The organism is Sphingobium sp. DN12, from assembly GCF_051058005.1.
GTDB lineage: Bacteria > Pseudomonadota > Alphaproteobacteria > Sphingomonadales > Sphingomonadaceae > Sphingobium > Sphingobium yanoikuyae.
Genome location: NZ_CP173717.1, coordinates 749,441 through 769,307, shown reverse-complemented (window position 1 = coordinate 769,307; position 19,867 = coordinate 749,441). Strand labels below are relative to the sequence as shown.

Annotated in this window: 15 protein-coding genes; 3 read left to right on the top strand and 12 right to left on the bottom strand. The window is 64.0% G+C overall.

The genetic code is table 11. The annotated features are described in order from the left end of the window. Window positions 1-90: 90 nt before the first annotated feature. Entirely contained in the window at window positions 91-1,200 is a 1,110-nt protein-coding gene (locus ACI6S0_RS03685) for an S-(hydroxymethyl)glutathione dehydrogenase/class III alcohol dehydrogenase (protein ID WP_066858775.1), read from the top strand. Window positions 1,201-1,592: 392 nt separating this feature from the next. Continuing rightward, a complete protein-coding gene (locus ACI6S0_RS03680; RefSeq protein WP_269747232.1) occupies window positions 1,593-4,253 on the top strand; it encodes an excinuclease ABC subunit UvrA in 2,661 nt (886 codons plus the stop codon). Between the two features lie 275 nt (window positions 4,254-4,528). Here the strand turns inward: ACI6S0_RS03680 and ACI6S0_RS03675 are convergent, their stop codons facing one another. From ACI6S0_RS03675 to ACI6S0_RS03635, 9 genes are all read right to left on the bottom strand, one after another. Continuing rightward, window positions 4,529-5,098: a type 1 glutamine amidotransferase domain-containing protein gene (locus ACI6S0_RS03675; RefSeq protein WP_066858777.1), complete on the bottom strand. Its 570-nt coding sequence runs from the start codon at window positions 5,096-5,098 to the stop codon at window positions 4,529-4,531. A 31-nt stretch (window positions 5,099-5,129) separates the two neighbouring features. Next, window positions 5,130-6,269: a glutathione-independent formaldehyde dehydrogenase gene (locus ACI6S0_RS03670; protein ID WP_021225594.1), complete on the bottom strand. Its 1,140-nt coding sequence runs from the start codon at window positions 6,267-6,269 to the stop codon at window positions 5,130-5,132. 320 nt (window positions 6,270-6,589) lie between these two features. Beyond that, complete coding sequence (locus ACI6S0_RS03665; protein WP_021225595.1) at window positions 6,590-7,009, bottom strand: GlcG/HbpS family heme-binding protein; 420 nt, start codon at window positions 7,007-7,009, stop codon at window positions 6,590-6,592. A 107-nt stretch (window positions 7,010-7,116) separates the two neighbouring features. Then, the gene (locus ACI6S0_RS03660; RefSeq protein WP_009823882.1) at window positions 7,117-7,410 is read right to left on the bottom strand and encodes a putative quinol monooxygenase; all 294 of its coding nucleotides are present in this window, start codon (window positions 7,408-7,410) and stop codon (window positions 7,117-7,119) included. Window positions 7,411-7,521: 111 nt separating this feature from the next. After that, window positions 7,522-8,262 (bottom strand): SDR family oxidoreductase, encoded by a 741-nt coding sequence (locus tag ACI6S0_RS03655; RefSeq protein ID WP_021225596.1) that lies wholly within the window; start codon window positions 8,260-8,262, stop codon window positions 7,522-7,524. Between the two features lie 76 nt (window positions 8,263-8,338). Continuing rightward, window positions 8,339-9,490 (bottom strand): L-dopachrome tautomerase-related protein, encoded by a 1,152-nt coding sequence (locus ACI6S0_RS03650; RefSeq protein ID WP_009823880.1) that lies wholly within the window; start codon window positions 9,488-9,490, stop codon window positions 8,339-8,341. Then, the gene (locus ACI6S0_RS03645) at window positions 9,487-10,593 is read right to left on the bottom strand and encodes an NADH:flavin oxidoreductase/NADH oxidase (protein WP_152528027.1); all 1,107 of its coding nucleotides are present in this window, start codon (window positions 10,591-10,593) and stop codon (window positions 9,487-9,489) included. The genes ACI6S0_RS03650 and ACI6S0_RS03645 overlap by 4 nt, the downstream gene beginning before the upstream one ends. Further along, complete coding sequence (locus ACI6S0_RS03640; protein ID WP_031297871.1) at window positions 10,593-11,051, bottom strand: VOC family protein; 459 nt, start codon at window positions 11,049-11,051, stop codon at window positions 10,593-10,595. The genes ACI6S0_RS03645 and ACI6S0_RS03640 overlap by 1 nt, the downstream gene beginning before the upstream one ends. Then, complete coding sequence (locus tag ACI6S0_RS03635) at window positions 11,051-11,746, bottom strand: type 1 glutamine amidotransferase domain-containing protein (RefSeq protein WP_009823877.1); 696 nt, start codon at window positions 11,744-11,746, stop codon at window positions 11,051-11,053. The genes ACI6S0_RS03640 and ACI6S0_RS03635 overlap by 1 nt, the downstream gene beginning before the upstream one ends. Before the next feature lie 209 nt (window positions 11,747-11,955). On the opposite strand from ACI6S0_RS03635, the gene ACI6S0_RS03630 reads away from it, so the two are divergent. Continuing rightward, window positions 11,956-12,834, top strand: a complete 879-nt coding sequence (locus tag ACI6S0_RS03630; protein WP_031297874.1) for a LysR family transcriptional regulator — start codon at window positions 11,956-11,958, stop codon at window positions 12,832-12,834. Between the two features lie 822 nt (window positions 12,835-13,656). Here ACI6S0_RS03630 and ACI6S0_RS03625 read toward each other — a convergent pair. Genes ACI6S0_RS03625 through ACI6S0_RS03615 form a run of 3 tightly spaced genes read right to left on the bottom strand, consistent with a single transcriptional unit; the run spans window position 13,657 to window position 19,737 of the window. Further along, on the bottom strand, window positions 13,657-15,474 hold the full coding sequence (locus tag ACI6S0_RS03625; RefSeq protein WP_434404976.1) for a response regulator: 1,818 nt from the start codon (window positions 15,472-15,474) through the stop codon (window positions 13,657-13,659). Beyond that, a complete protein-coding gene (locus ACI6S0_RS03620) occupies window positions 15,464-16,339 on the bottom strand; it encodes a CheR family methyltransferase (protein ID WP_099231441.1) in 876 nt (291 codons plus the stop codon). The genes ACI6S0_RS03625 and ACI6S0_RS03620 overlap by 11 nt, the downstream gene beginning before the upstream one ends. Then, window positions 16,324-19,737, bottom strand: a complete 3,414-nt coding sequence (locus ACI6S0_RS03615; RefSeq protein WP_434404974.1) for a response regulator — start codon at window positions 19,735-19,737, stop codon at window positions 16,324-16,326. Before ACI6S0_RS03615 ends, ACI6S0_RS03620 begins: the two co-directional genes overlap by 16 nt. Between the last annotated feature and the right edge of the window lie 130 nt (window positions 19,738-19,867).

Here is a 19,867-nt window from a genome sequence, read left to right as displayed (position 1 = left end):
GGGGGAGTGAGCGATCGCTCCCCCACGAATTTGCGCTGACGCAACGGCCTCGCACCAGCAATCAGTTTAACTCAACGAGGGTATCCCAACATGAAATCTCGCGCCGCTGTAGCCTTCGAGGCGGGCAAGCCACTCGAAATCGTCGAGATCGATGTCGCCCCACCCCGGAAAGGCGAAGTCCTCATACGGGTGACGCACACCGGTGTGTGCCACACCGACGCGTACACTCTGGCGGGGAGTGATCCGGAGGGTGTTTTCCCGGTGGTTCTGGGCCACGAGGGCGCGGGCATCGTTGTCGAGGTCGGTGAAGGCGTCACCAGCGTCGTGCCGGGCGATCACGTGATTCCGCTCTACACCGCCGAATGCGGCAAGTGCGACTTCTGCCTGTCGGGCAAAACCAACCTGTGCGTCGCTGTCCGCGAAACGCAGGGCAAGGGCTTGATGCCCGATGGGACCACCCGCTTTTCGTACAATGGTCAGCCCCTCTATCATTACATGGGCTGTTCAACCTTTAGTGAATATACTGTCGTCGCCGAAGTCTCGCTCGCCAAGATCAATCCCGAGGCAAACCCCGAACATGTCTGCCTGCTCGGCTGCGGCGTCACGACCGGCATCGGCGCAGTCCACAATACCGCCAAGGTCCAGCCCGGCGACTCGGTCGCCGTGTTCGGCCTCGGCGGCATCGGCCTCGCGGCGATTCAGGGTGCGCGCCAGGCGAAGGCGGGTCGCATCATTGCCATCGACACCAATCCGTCCAAGTTCGAGCTGGCACGCCAGTTCGGTGCGACCGAGTGCATCAACCCCAAGGACCATGACAAGCCCATCCAGCAAGTGCTGATCGAGATGACGGGCTGGGGCATCGATCATACCTTCGAGTGCATCGGCAACGTCCAAGTCATGCGCGCCGCGCTTGAATCAGCGCACCGTGGCTGGGGTCAGTCGATCGTGATTGGCGTTGCCGGCGCGGGCGAGGAAATCTCCACCCGCCCATTCCAGCTCGTCACGGGCCGCGTGTGGAAGGGGTCCGCTTTCGGCGGCGTCAAGGGACGGACACAGCTTCCCGGCATGGTCGAGGACGCGATGAGAGGCGATATCGATCTGGCTCCGTTCGTAACCCACACGATGGGCTTGGAGGAGATCAACGAGGCCTTCGAACTGATGCACGAAGGCAAGTCGATCCGCTCGGTCATTCACTACTGACCCGCCGATCCGAATCGGCGCGAGGCGCCCGGATCGACAACTCGCGCGTCATCATGCCCGACCCGGCCATGATGACGCTCGCTCTGGCAAAGTCGCAACGCGTCGCGATGCGGTAACAAGCGTCGAAGTGCGATCGTTACATGCCGATAGCGGCACGGACCAGGGCCGCCTGGCCCAGACGCTTACCAGCGGAGTGCGTGTGGCCTCGTCGCGCGACCCAACGGGAAAAATGGTTTTGTCGTAACCTTTGTCTGATGCTGGAAAAATATTTCAAAGGTGCCGAACATCGGGCCAGCCTGGCCGTTGGATGCATTGGGTCGGAAATGTGTTCATCTGTTGCCCGACCGTGATGAACCCCGGGCCGCACAGGCGGATATGGCAGGAAGACTGAATTGAAGAGCAAGGATATTCACGCGGCGACGCCGGCCACCGATCATGGGCATGCGGGGCCGCCTGCTTGCGTGCAGGTTCGCGGCGCGCGCCAGAATAACCTCAAAAATATTGACGTCGATCTACCGCGTGACGCCTTCGTGGTGTTCACCGGCATATCGGGCTCGGGCAAGTCATCGCTGGCGTTCGGCACCCTTTATGCCGAAGCCCAGCGGCGTTATCTGGAATCGGTTGCGCCCTATGCCCGTCGGCTGATCGACCAGGCTGGGGTTCCGGAAGTCGACGCGATCGACGGTTTGCCGCCCGCGGTCGCGTTGCAGCAGCAGCGCGGCTCGGCCAACGCGCGGTCCTCGGTCGGCAGCGTGACGACGCTCTCCAGCCTGGTGCGGATGCTCTACTCGCGCGTCGGCGAATATCCGCGCCATCAGCCGATGCTCTTTGCGGAGGATTTCTCCCCCAACACGGTCGCGGGGGCCTGCGCGACCTGCCACGGCATCGGCCGCGTATATGACGCGACCGAAGAGACGATGGTTCCTGACGACAGCCTCACCATTCGAGATCGGGCGATCGCCGCCTGGCCGGCTGCCTGGCATGGCCAGAACCTGCGCGATATCCTCGTTTCGCTCGGCTATGACGTCGATACGCCGTGGCGCGACCTGCCGAAAAAGGATCGCGACTGGATCCTCTTCACTGAAGAGACGCCGACGGTGCCGGTCTATGCGGGACTGACGCCCGAACAGACCCGGACGGCGCTCAAGCGCCGCATGGAGCCGAGCTACCAGGGCACCTTCACCGGCGCGCGCCGCTATGTGCTGGAAACCTTTGCCAACACGAAAAGCGCGCTGATGAAGAAGCGCGTCTCGCAATATATCATCGGCCGCGATTGCCCGACCTGCGACGGCAAGCGCCTGAAGCGCGAAGCACTGTCGGTCAAATTCGCCGGCCTCGACATTGCCGAGTTCGGCGACCTGACGGTGCTCAAGCTGAAGGACTTGCTGATCCCCGTCGCGCATGGCGAGTATGGGGCAGTCTCCGCCCCCTCAAAGGGCCATGTTCTGGAAAAAGCGGCCCGCGATGCAGCGGTTGAACAACGGGTTGCGGCGGGCGGCTCTGCGCACAAGAGCGCGCCCGACGTACGCCGCACGCCCAATCTCTCCGACGAGAAGCGGATCGCTGCCCAACGCCTCGCCTGCGAATTGATCGAGCGGCTAGAGCCGCTGATCGATCTTGGCCTTGGCTACATTTCGCTCGACCGCAGCACGCCGACGCTCTCCTCCGGAGAGCTGCAGCGCTTGCGGCTTGCCACGCAATTGTCGTCAGAGCTTTTCGGCGTGGCCTATGTGCTTGACGAGCCTTCGGCAGGGTTGCACCCGGCAGATGGCGAAGCCTTGCTCACCATCCTCGAGCGTCTCAAGGCGGCGGGCAACTCCCTGTTCGTCGTCGAACATGATCTCGACGTGATCCGCCGCGCGGAATGGCTCGTCGATGTCGGGCCTGGAGCCGGGGAAAAGGGCGGTGAAGTCCTCTACAGCGGGCCGATAGAGGGGCTTGCCGACGTCGAGACTTCGATCACCCGCCGCTACCTGTTCGCAGAGCCGCTCCGCAGTGAGCGCACACCGCGCCATCCCAAGGCATGGCTACGCCTGGAAGGGATCAGGCGGAACAATCTCCATGGTCTCGACGTCGAGTTTCCCATCGGCTGCTTCACCGCTGTCACCGGCGTTTCGGGATCGGGCAAATCCAGTCTTGTCAGTCAGGCGCTGCCCGAGCTCGTCACGGAACACCTCGGCGGCTCCCCCGTGGCCGAGGAGGAGGATATCGATCCGCTGCTCGATGTTGCGCAGAACGACACTGAAGGACGCATTGTCGCAGGCATGGAGCATGTTCGCAGGCTGGTGCGGGTCGATCAGAAGCCGATCGGCCGCACGCCGCGCTCGAACCTATCCACCTACAGCGGCATGTTCGACCATGTGCGACGGATCTTCGCTGATACGCCGCTCGCCCGCCGGCGGCACTACAGCCCGGGAAGGTTCTCGTTCAACGTTGCGCAAGGCCGCTGCCCTGTGTGCGAGGGCGAGGGATACGTCATGGTGGAGCTGCTGTTCCTGCCGAGCGTTTTTGCCCCGTGCTCGACCTGTCATGGCTCTCGCTACAACCCGCAAACGCTCGAAGTCGAATGGAACGGGCGCAATATCGCCCAGGTGCTCGAACTGACGGTCGACGATGCGTGCGATTTCTTCGCTGGCGAGGCATCTGTGATGCGCTCACTCGACGTGTTGCGGGAGATCGGTCTTGGCTATCTGCGGCTCGGTCAGCCAGCGACCGAGCTGTCTGGCGGGGAGGCGCAGCGCATCAAGCTGGCGACTGAACTGCAACGCGCTCAACGCGGCAACACGATCTACATCCTCGACGAGCCAACTTCGGGGCTTCACCCCTCCGATGGCGACCGGCTGATGCAACACCTGCAGGGCCTCGTAGACGCTGGCAATACCGTCGTAGTCGTCGAACATGACATGCGCGCCATCACGCAGGCGGACTGGATCATCGACCTGGGACCGGGGGCCGGGGAAGATGGAGGCCGTATCGTTGCCAGCGGCGTCCCTGGCGTTGTTGCGGAAGCGGAAGGCAGTCTCACCGCCCGCTATCTCAAGGCGGCGCTGTAGGTCGTAAATCTGGCCGAACGCACCTTCGATCAGGTGCATCTCGACCACACGTTGGAATGGGTCGAATCTGGAAGCGGGAGCCGGCGATGTGTCACCGCGGTTGACGCGGCTTAGGGTTTGACTGCCCGTCAGGTGCGCCGTGTTCGTATGATACGCAGCGTGGCGGACAGCCAGCAGCGTGGCGGACAGCCAATCGCTGGCCATCCGCCACGCTTGCTTTGTGCGGACCTTCTCCAGGAAGAGGGCCCTCACATGGTTCGTCGAAACGCCCCGTCTTAATTCCCTGCTGCGAGCGCTGCGCCCACACCTTCTGCGATTTCCTCAACGAGTTTGGCGCAGAAGGCGGGCAAATCATTGGGATCGCGGCTGGTAACAAGGCCGTTGTCGACCACGACTTCCTCATTGGTCCATGCACCGCCGGCGTTCTCGATATCGACCTTCAGCGTCGGGTAGGACGTCACGGTGCGACCCTTAAGCACGCCCGCCTCGATCAATGTCCAGGGTGCATGGCATATAGCCGCAACAGGTTTTTTCTGATCGAAGAAAGCCCGGATGAAAGCAATTGCCTCGACGCTGCCGCGCAGCTTGTCGGCACCGACAGTCCCTCCGGGCACAACAAGTCCGTCGAAATCGTCGGCTTTCACCTCGGAAAACGTCTTGTCGATAGTATAGCTGGCGCCCTCGTCAAGATCGCTATTGACTGTGCGAGCCTTGCCCGGTTCAAAACTGATCACGGTCACTTTGCCACCAGCGTCCTCGACAGCTTGCTTGGGCTTCGAGAATTCTGGTTCTTCCGTCCCTCGGGGTGCAATCAGAATGGCAACCGATTTGCCTTCCAAAGTCATAATTTATTTCCTATTCCGTCGAAGACTAAGGTCAGGTGCCCGGCTTGAGCACGACCTTCGTCCAGCCTGCATCGCGCTCGTCGAAATGCTTGTAGGCGTCTGGTGCCTGATCGAGCGGCAGTCGGTGCGAGATGATTTTGGCAGGATTGGCCCGGCCTTGCTCGATAAGCTTCATCAGTCGCCGGTTGTAGTGCTTTACATTGCACTGGCCGGTGCCAATCTTCTGGCCCTTGAACCAGAAGTTGCCGAAGTCGAACGCCATCTTGCCTTCCTTCTGGAGATCGTCGGGCGCGTTCGGGTCTTCCGGAATGAACACGCCGACGACGCCGATTCCGCCGGTGGCCTTCGTGCTTTTGACGAGGCAGTTCATCGTGTAATTGCTGCGCTCCTTGCCGTGGCGATCGCAACACTGATACCCGACCGCCTCGACCCCCCGGTCGGTCCCGAGGCCGCCAGTCGCGTCAAGGATCTGCTGGGCGGGATCGCCCTTGCGCATATCGATCGGAATAGCGCCCATCGCCTCGGCCAGTTTCAGACGGTCATCGTGAGAATCGACGACAAAGATCTGAGAGGCGCCGCGGATTTCGGCCGAGTGCGCGGCCATTAGACCGACCGGACCGGCGCCGTAGATCGCAATGCTTTCGCCAGGCAGGAAACCCGACAGTTCGACGCCATGCCAACCGGTGGGGAAGATGTCGGAGAGCATGACATAGTCATCCTCCTTCTCCTCAGCGTCCTCAGGCAGCTTCAGACAATTGAAGTCCGCATAAGGAACGCGCATCAACTCGGCCTGACCACCTTGCCACGGACCCATCTCGGCAAAGCCATACGCTGCGCCGGCGGTTCCAGGGTTGGTCGTGAGGCAAAAACCCGTCAAACCGCGTTCGCAATTTTCGCAGAAACCGCAACCGACGTTAAACGGCATGCACACGCGATCGCCCTTCTTGATACGATCTACGGCAGCGCCAACTTCGATGACCTCGCCAAGGTTTTCGTGACCGAAGACCCGGCCCTTTTCGAAGCTGGTACGGCCCTCATACATGTGAAGGTCCGACCCGCAGATATTGGTCGTGGTCAGCCGGATGATAACATCGGTCTGCTTTTCAATCTTGGGATCATCGATGGTACTGACAGAAACATCTTTGGGCCCGTTGTACACGACAGCTTTCACGGATCCTTTCCTTTCGCAGCTCTTCTCAACGCGTCATCAAATCGAGACCTTGCTGATGATCCGGTCCATCGCAGCGGCGGAGGACATCGCACCCTTCCAAGTGATCTCAGTTTCCTGAACCTTGTGCTACCTGAGAGGTTCCTTCCCGTGGGCTATCCTGGGATCGATTCACGGCGGTTTTCTGAATAACTGGGCCAGAATGGCCGAATAACGCTCTAAACGGAGGCGACCCGCGCCGCGCGGGAGGCGCGCCCGCCGCCGTCGACTGAACCGCCTTCGACTAAGCGGGCACCGCCGCGCCCAGCTCCGCGCTCCAAGGCTCAGCCGCGCGCGAACGCCTGCGCCGCTGCCTCGGCCACGCTCTCGTCCTCCTTGCCGGTGCCGCCCGACACGCCCACCGCGCCGATCACCGTCTCGCCCTCCTTGATCGGCACGCCCCCGGCGAAGATCATCACCTTGCCGTCGTTTGAGGCATGGATGCCGTAGAAGTCGGCGCCCGGCTGGGCGAGCTTCGCCAGCGCCTTGGTCTCGACGTCGAACGCGCGCGCCGCCCACGCCTTGCCGATCGCGATGTCGACGCTGCCGCGCCACGAATCGTCCATCCGCGCGAACGCTAGGAGGCAGCCGCCCGCGTCCACCACCGCGATGTTCATCGGGTTGCCTGTCCGCTCGGCCTCCGCGATCCCCAAATCGATGATCGTCCGCGCGTCGTTCAGGTCGAGCGTCTGGGTGGTGCGCATGGAGTATCTCCGTGGCCGGTTCGGGGAAAGCCGCTCAACGCACGCCGCCGCGCCCGGGCCCCCCACGCGGGCGATGAGAGCGACGCGCTAGGGTGCCGACCGCTCGGCTATTTCGCGGCCAGCAGGGTGAACTTGTGAATCTGCGGCGGTTCAGAAAACAGTTCTTCTGCCTTGTCCATCAGTGCGGCGGCAACCTTGCCGTCAAGATGGGCCTGCCGATCCTCCTCCGTGTCGAACGTATCGAAGATCGCGTACGCACCGGGACCTTCCTCGATCGCATACCAGGTCAGAGTGCCCGGCTCAGCTTGAACGAGCGGCAATGCCGAGGTCAGGAAATCGGCGACATCGCGCTCTTTTCCGGGCTTGGCCTTCAGTGGTACATACAGGGCAAGTTTGGGCATAAATCACTCCTCAAGTTGAACGCTCAGCTATTCTTCGGCAAAGTAACGGACGAGCGGGCCGGTACGTTCCCCACGAGGCGGAGCACACGCGGCCCCGCCTCCTCGTCGAAATCAGAACTCCTGTGCAGTCGGCCTGATGACGATCGCGTTGACATCGACGTCATCAGGTTGTTCGACAGCGAACGCGATAGCACGCGCCACCGATGCCGCCGGGATGGCCTGCTTGTAGAAGTCCAGCACCGTCTCGGCGGCCGCGCCAGAGGTCGTGAACTTCAAATCGCTTTCGACAGCTCCAGGCTCGATTGACGTGACCCGGACCTTTTCCCCCACCTCGTGGCGCAAGCCCTCGCTGATCGCGCTGACGGCGAACTTGGTGCCGGAATAGACCGTGCCGCCCGGTGCGAAGACCTTGATGCCCGCAACCGAGCTTAAGTTGATGATGTGACCGCTGCCCTGCTCGAGAAAACCGGGAAGGGCCGCCGCGATGCCGTAGAGCGTACCCTTCAGATTGACGTCGATCATCTGGTCCCACTCGTCGGTGTTGACCTCGGCCATCGGACGGATCGGCATCAGCCCGGCGTTGTTGATCAGCACGTCGAGGCGGCCGAAGTCGGCAATGATTGCGGCGACGACGGACTGGACCGCCGACTTGTCGGTGACGTCGAGCGCATAGGCGCGTGCCGTTCCGCCCGTTGCGGCAATGTCCGCGACGACCTCGTCGAGCCTGTCCTTGCGCCGCGCGGCGATGGCCACTTTGGCGCCGCGGTCAGCGAGAAGACGCGCAGTTTCCGCGCCGATGCCGCTGCTGCCGCCGGTAATGAGAATTACCTTGCCTTCGATACCCTTGGTCATGATTGTGTTCCTTCAAGTCAGTTGTTGATTTTTCGCCGGATCGCGGTCCCGCGCGAGCCCGCCCGGCCTGATGGGTTCACCGCGAGCGCAACAGGACGGGAGCGGCGCCGACCTTGATGCGGAGCAGCTCGTAGGGCTTGCGGCGCAGGTCCCGCCCGCCGTGGAAGCCGGGCTGGCGGTGGAGCTGGTTGGCGGTGAAGTAGAGGTAGCCGTCGGTGCCGATCGATAGCGTGTCGGGCCAGCTGATGCGCGGGTCGCTGACCACCGTCGTCCAGCGGCCCTGGTCGAGCACGCGGATCGCGTTGTTCTCGTAATCGCCGGCGAACACGCGGTCCTTGTCGTCCTCGGCTATCCCGTCCGAGGCGCCTTTGCGCCCCAGGCTGCGGACCGCGCGGCCTAACGCCTCCTCGGACACCGCGGGATCGCGCAGCATCGCCGTGGGCACCGCGTGCAGCGTGCGGCCCGACAGTGGCCCGTAATACAGCAGGCTGCCGTCGGCGCTGAGCGCAATCGCGTCGCTTGCGATCGTGACCGGCGTCGCGGGGCCGTCGGCCGGGCGGTTCATGAGCACCGCGCCGTCGACGACCGGGGTGAAGCCGGGCTCGGGGTTGGTCGTCGCATGGTTCGACAGGCGCCGGATCGCACGCCCGCTGGCGATATCGACGACGATGATGCCGCCGACGCCGTCGTTGCTGCTGTCGGTGATGTAGGCGACGCCCTCGGCGCCCTGACGCAGATCGAAGCGCACATCGTTGAGGTAGGTCGTGGGCAGCACCACGCTGGGCGGCAGGACGATCGTCTTCACCACCCGGTTGGTCGCAAGATCGATCGCCACCAGCTTTGCACCGCCGGCCCGTGGTTGAGAGAATTTGGGCGCCGCCGTGTCGAGCACCCACAGGCGATCGGCGCCGTCTGCCACCACGCTCTGCACCGAGATGAAATGCCCCGCCGGGTCGGCCGGATCGGGCCGGTTGGTCGCGGCGTCGGGATAAGGCACCGCCTTGCCGTCGACCAGCTCGGCAACCGTGAACGGCGCGTTGTCGCCCCATTGCGGGAAGTTGACGAAGATGCGCCCGTTGGGGGCGACGGTCACGCCAGTCGGCATCGCGCCATCGAAGGTCGCGACCTGTTCGATCCGGGGCGCGGATGCACCCTCCCGGGTCGTCGCGCAGGCGGCAAGCGAGAGGGCAGCGCCAGCGGCCAGAAGCAGTTTGACGGAGATTTTCATGGCGTCATTTCCTTGAGAATGCGGCCCACTTCGTGAGGCTCGGACCGGAAATATTGCGGGGGCGCCTTGACCGATGCACCAAGCGCGGCGGCGGCGTGCCAGGGCCAACGCGGATCCCACAGCGCAGCGCGGGCAATCGCTATGGCGTCGGCATGCCCGTCTTCTAGGATGCGCTCCGCCTGGTGCGGATCGGTGATCAAGCCGACAGCGATTACAGGCATAGCGACCGCGTCCTTGACCGTGCGGGCCAGCGGTACCTGATAGCCGGGGCCGACCGGGATCTGCTGGCGCGGGTCGAGCCCGCCGCCGGAGACGTGGATCGCCGCGCAACCGCGCCGCTTCAGTTCCTGCGCAAACCTTGCGGTTTCTTCCGCTGTCCAGCCGCCTTCAACCCAGTCAGTCCCGGAAACGCGAACGGTCACCGGGCGGTCGGCCGGAAACGATTCGCGCACGGCATCGAACACTTCCAGCGGGAACCGCATCCGGTTGTCGAGGCTGCCGCCGTATTCGTCGCCGCGCCGGTTGGAGATCGGCGAAAGAAACTCGTGAAGCAGATAGCCATGCGCGGCGTGGATCTGGACGGCTTCGATGCCGAGCCTGCCGGCGCGCCGGGCGGCATCCGCGAACGCCTCCCGGATGCGGGCAAGCCCTGACTTGTCCAGTTCGACAGGGGGATGGTCGTCCGGAGCGAAGGGAATGGCGCTGGGTGCCACGGTCTGCCAGCCATTCTCCGTATCGGGGGGAAGCTGCGCTCCGCCGTGCCACGGCTTGGCGCTGCTCGCCTTGCGGCCGGCATGGGCCAGCTGGATGACGAGCGGCATGTCCGACCACTGACGGACGCTTTCTAGCACGCTTCGCATCGCCGCTTCGGTACGGTCATCGTACAGGCCGACGTCACCGTAGGTGATGCGACCTTCGGGGCTGACAGCGGTCGCCTCTATCGTCAGCGCGCCCGCGCCCGACAGCGCCAACTGGCCGAGATGCATCCGGTGCCAATCGGTCATCGCGCCGTCCTCGGCAGAATACTGGCACATCGGCGCGATAACGATGCGGTTGGCAAGCCGCAGCCCCGCGACCTCGAGCGGTTCGAACAGGCGCGCCATCACCATGCGCCCGTGTTGGGCATGGAGGCCCAGGGTTCGGCCGGGGCCATGTGTTCGCCTTTTTGGAGCAGTTCGATCGAGATCCCGTCCGGCGAGCGGACGAACGCCATGTATCCGTCGCGCGGGGGGCGATTGATCGTCACGCCGCCCGCTTGCAGCCGCGCGCACGTCTCGTAGATGTCGTCGACCCCGTAGGCGAGATGGCCGAAGTTTCTGCCCCCCGTGTAAGTCTCGGTAGCGCTGCCGTCCTCGGGCGGCCAGTTGTACGTCAGTTCGACCTCGGCATCGCCCTGCTCGCCGTCGCCGCGGAAATCCTCGTCGGCGGCAAGGTAGATCAGCGTGTAACGCCCGGCCTGGTTCTCCATGCGCCGGGTCTCCTTAAGACCCAGCAGCGTGAAGAACCGGATCGCTGCCTCGGGATCGGCGACGCGCAGCATGGTGTGGAGATAGCGCATGATCAGGCGACCTTGTCCTTGAGGGCTTCCATCACGAGCTCTGCGGTGAGGGTAGCGCTGGCGGGGTTCTGGCCGGTCACCAGATTGCCGTCGCGCAGGGCGAAGGGGGCAAAATCGGGGCCGCCCTCGTGCTTGCCGCCGAGTTCCTTGAGACGCGTTTCGAGGAGGAACGGCACCGCCTGATCGAGACCGACCGCGCGTTCCTCGCTGTCCGTGAAGCCCGCGACACGGCGGCCGGCGACGAAGGGCGTGCCATCGGCCTTCTTCGCCGAGACCAGCCCTGCCGGTCCATGGCAGACGGCGGCGACGATCTTGCCTTCGCGGTCGAAGCGTTCGACCAGGCGGGCCAGTTCGTCACTGACGGGGTAATCGAACATGGTGCCGTGGCCGCCCGGCAGGAACAGCGCGTCGTAGCCGGCGGGATCGATGCTTGTGAATACAAGGGTGCTGGCAACCTCGCCCTTCAGGGCCTCGTCCTTCAGATAGCGCTCGACCGAAGCGTCGTTCTCGCCGTCGGCGTTGACGCTACGCTGGTCGACGGGGATGGCGCCACCCTTGATCGAGGCCAGCGTAACCTCGGCGCCCGCATCGCGGAACGCGTAGTACGGGGTGGTAAGTTCCTCGAGCCAGACGCCCGTCGGTTCGGTGCCGGGAGTCATGCGGTCGGCGGAGGTGGCCACCATGAGAATGCGGGTCATCGTCAGTTGTCCTTTTCTAGTGATGTCGGAAACACGAGCAAACGCACCCGCCGGCGCCGCGCCCGCCACCAGGACAGCGGTGAGGGCTTGGAGCAATTGGCGGCGATTTTGCTTCGATCGTTCCTTTCGGCGGCTTAGATACGCAGGGAACGGCATCATGAAATCCAGCGGGAATGGCGGACGGCCATAAATCCGGTTATGGAACCGGAATGTCCCTCCTGCAGTTGCGCACCTTCGTCGAAGTCTACCGCCGTCGTTCACTGAGCGAGGCGGCCCGGGCAATCGGCATCACCCAACCGGCTGCGTCGCAGCACATCGCATCGCTCGAGGCGCAATTGGGCCGTCCCTTGTTCGATCGTCATTCGCGGGGTGTTCGACCAACAGCGATTGCCGACGATCTCGCGGCTTCGATCGGAAGCAGCCTCGACACGGCGGAATCGGCACTGGCCAGCGCGCGGGCCCGATCGTCGCGCATCTCGGGCACGGTCCACATCGCCGCGCCGTCGGACCTACTGGGAGAGATGATCGCGCCCCGACTGGCGCCGCTGCTGGATGCGGGGCTAGACCTGCGCCTGCATATCGGCGGGCGCGAGGCGCTCTATGCCTTGCTGCTCGAAGACAAGGTGCACCTAGCCGTCACCGCCTCGCAGCCCGAAGATCCGCGGTTGGCCTTTCATCCGCTGGGCGAAGAGCACCTGCGCGCCGTAGCCTCGCCCGCCGTTGCCATGCGGATTGCCGAATTGCCGCTTGCCGACGGGCTCAACCGGACGGCCCACCTCGCGTACGACCTCGACCGACCGCTGCTGCGTACCTGGCTCCATGCAAACCAGATCGAGCTGACGAGCCAGCCCGCGTTGACCGCGCCCGATCTGAGGGTGCTACGGTCGGGATTGTGCGCGGGTCTCGGCTGGACGGTGATGCCTGGCTATCTCACCCGCAGCGAACGCGCTGCCTGCACGCTGATCGAGATACCTGCCCCGGTCACGGTGCCGCGCAACGCTTACTACCTCGTCTGGGCACGCTCATCGCTGCGACACCCGCGCGTGGCCATGGCTCGGGACGCCCTGATTGCTGCACTCCGAAAATAATGGTGGCCACGCCTGTTGGGCCGTGAGCGCAATGTCGGGTCTGAACCAGTTGAGCGCTGGCGAAACGAATGGCGGCTTTCGGGATCGTCGGCTACAAGGCCGAACGTCCGAATTTAGGGCGCATTGCTGCCAGACGGTTTCACGGCGACCGAGCGGCAGGTTTTGGCAGAAGCTGTCGTTGAAAGCGCGACCGGCGAACGACGCATCTTGGTCGCGAGCTGCCTGCGCTTGAGCGGCAGCTATCCCCGCCACCCGGCTCCGAACCAGACAGTCGCCTACCGGCCCTCTTGCTGCCTTGATCGGACACAAGTGTCCGATCGCCGAATTGCTCAATCCGAGGCGCGAGGGTCAGCAATCGTTCCGGCCCCAGTTCGAAGGCATGCCGTTCGAGCCATTCAGCAAAGCTCTGTATTCGTAGCGCCATGAACCCCACGCCGTGACATCACTCTGAAAGAAAGGCACTTTTTCTACTCTCCACGAAGACAGGGGTTGTAGGTTCGGTGTGAACCTTACACCGTGAACAAATCGAGAATACAGCGTTGTAAACGGCAAGAACCCCTGACGAGAAAGCGCGGAAAACTGCCAAAAATGCGCAGGTACACTGTCTTCGGGAGGCAGGGGCCGGAGGTTCGAATCCTCTTTCCCCGACCAACTTATTCGTCCGGACTTCGGTTCGGGACGATAAGCAGAAAAACCCCGGACTTCCATCGGAAGTCCGGGGTTTTTGCGTTCTGTTTCCTTGCATGCCCTTCGGACCGCGGACCGACCGAGGGCATAACGAACCCGGTTCGGCATGCCCCCTGTCCTGACTTCAAGAGCCTATCACCCCTGGGTTGCCGGCACCGCCAATTTGGCAATCGCGTCGATCAGGTCGGCGACCTTGAAGGGCTTTTCGATCACCGGCACCGCATCGAACGCCTCGGGCAGATGATCGCGCCCATAGCCGCTGACGAACAGGAAGGGCATGGCCCGGTCCGCCAGGACGCGCGCAACCTGCTCCACGCCCTCACCCTGGAGATTGCCGTCAAGCAGCACCAGGTCGCACTCTGCCTGATCGATCAGGGCCAGTGCATCGGCCACGGTCGCAGCCTGCCCGACGATATGGCCGCCCGCATCCTCCAGCGTCGCGGCCAGTTCGAAGGCGACAAGCGGCTCATCCTCGATCAGCAGCAGCCGGCGGCCGCCCAGATGCGCCTTGCCGTCACTGCCATTGCCGCTCGCGCCCTGCTCGCGGGGCGCTGGACGTGCCTTCTTGCGCAGACGCGGGCTGGAGGCATAGGGCAGCGTCAGCGTCCATCCCATGCCCTCTGGGCCGTAATGGGGCTGGGCACTGCCGCCGTCGGAACGCAGGCTGCGTTCGATCAGCGCGGTGCCGAAGCCGCGACGGCTGGGCGGCGCAACCGGCGGACCGCCCCGTTCGCGCCAATCCAGAACCAGTTGATCATTGGTCAGACGCCATTCCAGTTCGACACGGCCGGTCGGCGCCGACAGCGCGCCATATTTATGGGCGTTGGTCACCAGTTCGTGCAGCACCAGAGCCAGGTGCAGTGCCGGTTCGGGCCGCAGATCGACCTCCGGCCCGTTCCAATGGAATCGTTCTCCGTCGATCGCGCCGATCGTCACCTGCCCCTCGATCAGATCGCCCAGCCGCGCGGCCTGCCAGGTTTCGCCGCTCAGCAACGAATGAGCGCTGGCCAGCGCGTGGATGCGACCGATGAAGGTCGGGGCGAAATCGGACGGGCCGGACGAATGGCGCAAGGTCTGGGTGGCGATCGCCTGGACCGACGCCAGCGTGTTCTTCACCCGGTGATTAAGCTCGCCGATCAGCAGCTTCTGCGTTGCTTCCGCCCGCTTGCGGTCGGTCACGTCGAGTATCTGCAGGCTGATCGAGAAGAGCCGGCCGGCGGCATCGCGCAGCGCCGAGCAATAGCATTCGCAATCGAGGGTCAGTCCCTCGGTCGTGTGGAAGCGCAGCAGGCGGTTGGTGCGCGGCACGGTACCAGCGATCATCTCGTCCATCAGGCCGGCAAAGTCGCCACGCTGGCTGTCGTCCAGCCATTTGAGTTCGGACGCGCCAAAGCCCGCCACCTCTGCCGCACGCCAGCCGAACAGTCGTTCCGCCCCCTTGGACCAGGCGACGACATGACGCTGGGCGTCGATTTCGACGATTGCCAGCGGACTGTTGTCGCCATGGGCCTGGATGCGGGCCAGCGCCGCGGCATGGCTGTCACGTTCCCGCGCCAGCTCCTGCCGCTGCTGGAACAGCTCGACGAACAAGGCGACCTTGTGCCGCAGGATATGGGGATCGACCGGCTTGAACAGATAGTCGATCGCGCCGCTTTCATAGCCGCGAAACTGGCGCCGCTCGTCGGTCGCCACGGCGGTCAGGAAGATGATCGGCACGCGCCGGGTCCGTTCCGTGCCGCGCATCAGTTCGGCCAGCTCGAACCCGTCCATGCCCGGCATCTGCACGTCGAGCAGCGCCAGCGCGACATCCTCCACCAGCAACAGTTCGAGCGCCTGCATGCCCGATCGCGCCTTGATGAGGGTCACGCCCTCGTCCGCCAGCAGCGCTTCAAGCGCGGTCAGATTTTCCTCGACATCGTCGACCGCCAGGATCTTGGTGGGCTCAGGCTGCATGGTCGAGCGCCTTCAGATCCTGCAGGTTGCGGCGATAGATTTTCTCGCCCTCGTCGAAATCGGCAAAGCCATCGGAATAGCGCGAGAAGCGCAGCGTTTCCTTCGAGCCCAGCCCCAGGAAGCCGCCGCGGACCAGCGATTCCCCGAACAGGCCGAGCGCGCGGTCCTGCAATTCGCGATCGAAATAGATGAGCACATTACGGCTGGACACCAGCTGTACCTCCCCGAAGACCTGGTCGCTCGCCAGATTATGTTGTGCAAAGACCGCGCGGCGACGTAGCGTCTTGTCGAAGACGGCAGCGCCATAGGCGGCAGTATAATAATCGGACAGCGAGGCCTTCCCGCCCGCAAGCCGATGATTTTCGCTGAATTGCGGCAGACGATCGATCGCGTAGATGCCCGCCTCCGCCTTTTCGAGCGCGGCCGGGCTGATGTCGGTGCAGTAGAAGATCGTGCGATCCTCCAGCCCTTCCTCGCGGAACAGGATCGCGAGCGAGTAGAATTCCTCGCCATTGGCGCAGCCGGCGATCCATATCTTGAGCGAGGGATAGGTCTTGAGATGCGGCACGACCTGTTCACGCAATGCCCGGAAATAGGCGGGATCGCGGAACATCTCACTCACCTGGATGGTGAGGAAGCCCATCAGGTCGGCGAACACGGCGGGATCGCGCAGCAGCAGATGCTGAAGCTGGGACAGGCTGTCGCAGCCATGCTGATGCTGGGCACGGGCCAGCCGGCGATGCAGCGATCCGCGCGAATAGCCGCGAAAGTCGTAATGATAATGGCGGAAGATCGCTTCGAGCAGCAGGTCGAGCTCCAGCTCGTCCCGCGGCCCGAAATGCTCCTCCATCAGCGCGGCATCCATACACGCACCAGGCTGAGCAATTTGTCGACGTCGAGCGGCTTGGCGAGATAATCGTTGGCACCGGCGGCCAGGCATTCCTGCTGGTCCTGCGCCATCGCCTTGGCCGTGAGCGCGATGATCGGCAAGCCCACGCCCCAGCCCTGCTTGCGGATCTCGCGCATCGCGGTCAGCCCGTCCATTTCGGGCATCATCACATCCATCAGCACAAGATCGACCTTGGGCGCATCGGCGCGCGCAGCCTCTTCGAGCGCGACAAGCGCCTCGCGGCCATTGCGTGCGATACGGACATGAACCCCATGGGGTTCGAAAATGCTCGTGAGGGCATAAACGTTCCGTATATCGTCCTCGACAACCAGAATATTTTTGCCTTCCAGCGCCTCGTCGCGGCTGAGCGAACGAGCGATCAGCTGCTGCTGGGGTTCGGGCAGTTCCGACACCACCTGATGCAGGAACAGCGTCACTTCATCGAGCAGCCGTTCGGGCGACTTGGCGCCCTTGACGATGATCGACTTGGAATAGCGGCGCAGGCGCAGTTCCTCCTCCGCGCCAAGGTCGCGGCCGGTATAGACGATGACCGGCGGGAAGCCGACGCTGTCGTCCGCGCTCAACCGTTCGAGCAGGTCGAAACCGGACGCATCGGGCAGGTTGAGATCGAGCACCATGCAATCGAAGGTCTCGCGGCCCAGCATCTCGAAACATTGGGCGGCCGAATGGGCCTCCAGCGTCTCCACCTCGCGCGAGGCGAGCAGCAGCTTGATGCTCTCGGCCTGCTGGGCGTCGTCCTCGACCACCAGAACCCGGCGCATGCGCTGGGCCATGCGCGCCTCCAGCCCTTCGAGCATGTCGATCAGCGCATCGCGCTTCACCGGCTTAAACAGATAGCCGATCGCGCCGCTGGCCAGCGCCGCCTGGCTGTCATCATCGACCGACACGACATGGACCGGGATGTGGCGGGTGCGCATGTCGCGCTTGATCCGGTCGAGCACCGACAGGCCGGTATGGTCGGGCAGGTTCATGTCGAGGATGACGGCATGGGGCAGATATTGCCGCGCCATCAGCGCGCCTTCGTCGGCGGTGCCGGCGATCAGGCACTGGAAGCCCTGTTCATGCGCGATGTCGCACAGGATGCGGGCGAAGACCGGATCATCCTCCACGATCAGGATCAGGCGCGAATCCCCGGACAGGGTTTCGCGATCGTCCTGGGTGTCGACCAGGCTGGCGACACGCTGGCGCGCGGGCGTCACCGGCTGGGGGCGCGGTGCTTCGGCCAGGCTGATCGAGGGCAGATGGCTGAGCGCGGGATCAAAGCGATCGGGCAGCAGCAGCGAGAAGGCACTGCCCTCGCCCGGCTGGCTTTCGACGCGCAGTTCGCCGCCCAGCAGCCGCGCCAGTTCGCGCGAGATGGAGAGGCCAAGGCCGGTGCCGCCATATTTGCGGCTGATCGTGCCATCGGCCTGGCGGAAGGGTTCGAAGATCAGCTTCTGCTGCGCTTCCGCAATGCCGACGCCGCTGTCCTGCACGGTGAAGGCGACCCGGCCATCCGCATGCCGGCCGACGGTCAGCGCGACCTCGCCCCGATCGGTGAACTTGATCGCGTTGGACAGGAAATTCTTCAGCACCTGCTCGACGCGCTGCGGATCGGTTTCGATCTCGACCGGATCGGCGCCGGCGGCAAGGCGGAAGGACAGGCCCTTGGCCTGGGCCGAGGGCGCGAAGATCGCCTGCAGCTTGTCCAGCATCGGCGCGACCCGCACGGAACGCGGCTGCAATTCCAGCTTGCCCGCCTCGATCTTCGAAATGTCGAGAATGTCGTTGATCAGGGTCAGCAGGTCATTGCCGGACGTCTCGATCGTTTCGGCATGACGCACCTGATCGGCGCTGAGATTGCCGGCACGATTTTCCGCCAGCAGGCGTGCCATGATGAGCAGCGAGTTGAGCGGCGTGCGCAGCTCATGGCTCATATTGGCGAGGAATTCGGACTTGTAGCGGCTGGCCTGATCCAGCTCGGCGGCCTGTTGCTGGAGCGAAAGCTGGGCGCGGGCGAGATCATCGCGCTGCGCCTGCATGTGGCGGGCCTGCTCCTCCAGCTGGACATTGGTCTGTTCCAGCTCGCTCTGCTGCGCCTCCAGACGGGTGGCAGAGTCCTGAAGCTGGCGGCTCTGGGTTTCCAGCTCGTCATTATTGGCGCGCAGTTCCTCGCCCTGGGCCTGCAATTCCTCGGCCTGACGCTGGGTTTCCTCCAGCGCGTCCTGCAACCGGGCGCGGAAACGGGCCGAACGCAGCGCGATGCCCATGCCAGCGCTCGCTTCCTCCAGCAGTTCGAGCACGCGGTCGTCGACCGGATCGAAGGCGCCCAGTTCGAGCACCGCATTGACGATGCCGTCCGTCACGGTCGGCACGATCAGCAGATGGCGGGGACGATCGCGGCCAAAGGCCGAGCCGATCGTCAGATAATGATCGGGCACATCATGCAGCAGTTGCGCCCGCCCTTCGGCCGCGACCTGGCCGAGCAGCCCTTCCTTGGCGACGAAGCGCTGCGGCATGTCGGCATCGGCCGGCACGCCGAGCGTCGCGACGCGATTGAACTGGCCATCCTCGCCCTTGAACAGGGCACCGCCCTGGAAGCCGAGATAGCGCGCGAGGAAGGCTAGGATCGCCTCCCCCAGCTGCTCGACGCTCTGGTCGCCGCGCATCGCATCGGACAGGCCCAGATGCCCCGCCTGCAACCAGGCCTGGCGCGCGCGCGCCTTGCTGTTGCGGCGCACCAGCAGATAGACGGCGATGGTCAGAACCACGCCCAGAAGGCCGGTGACAAGGCCCGACATGATCGCGGTCTGCGAGGCCGATGCCATGTCGGCAAGGCGGATTTCCCGCAATCGCAGTTCCTCTCGGGCCATGGTGTCGAGCTGGGCCCGGACGGCGTCCATTTCCTGCTTGCCGCGGCCGGTGGTAACGATCGTCAGTGCCTGGATGATGCTCTGGTTGCGCCGCGCCTCGATCGTTTCCCTGAGTTCGGCAAACTTGGCATCGACATGACGCCGCAGGCGGGCGAGATTATTCTGCTGGGTCGGGTTGTCGCGGGTCAGCCTGGCCAGCGCATCGAGCCGGCCCGGCATGGTCGCCACCGCATTCTCATAGGGCTCCAGATAGCCGCGGTCGCTCGTCAGCAGATAGCCGCGCTGGCCAGTCTCGGCATCCTGCGCGGTCGAAAGCAGCTCGTCGAGCGCAATCAGCACATTATGAGTATGGCGGATCGCCCGGTCGCTCTCGCCCAGGCCCTGGATATTGAGATAGGCGACGGCGCCGCTTACCAGGAAGAAGGCAATTCCGAAGAACAGGCCCAGCGCCGCCCATGCATCCGTGCGCCCACTGACGGAGCCAAATTTCGCCTTGCCCATTATCATCCTGTTGTCGTTGCCGTGACGGAGGTGCCGACTAAGGGGCATTTCCGCGCGAAAGCAAGCGCCACCTTGCGCCGGAGCGCCAGGGCTGATCGAGATCAACCTTTTGATGTGCCTGATCGCATCC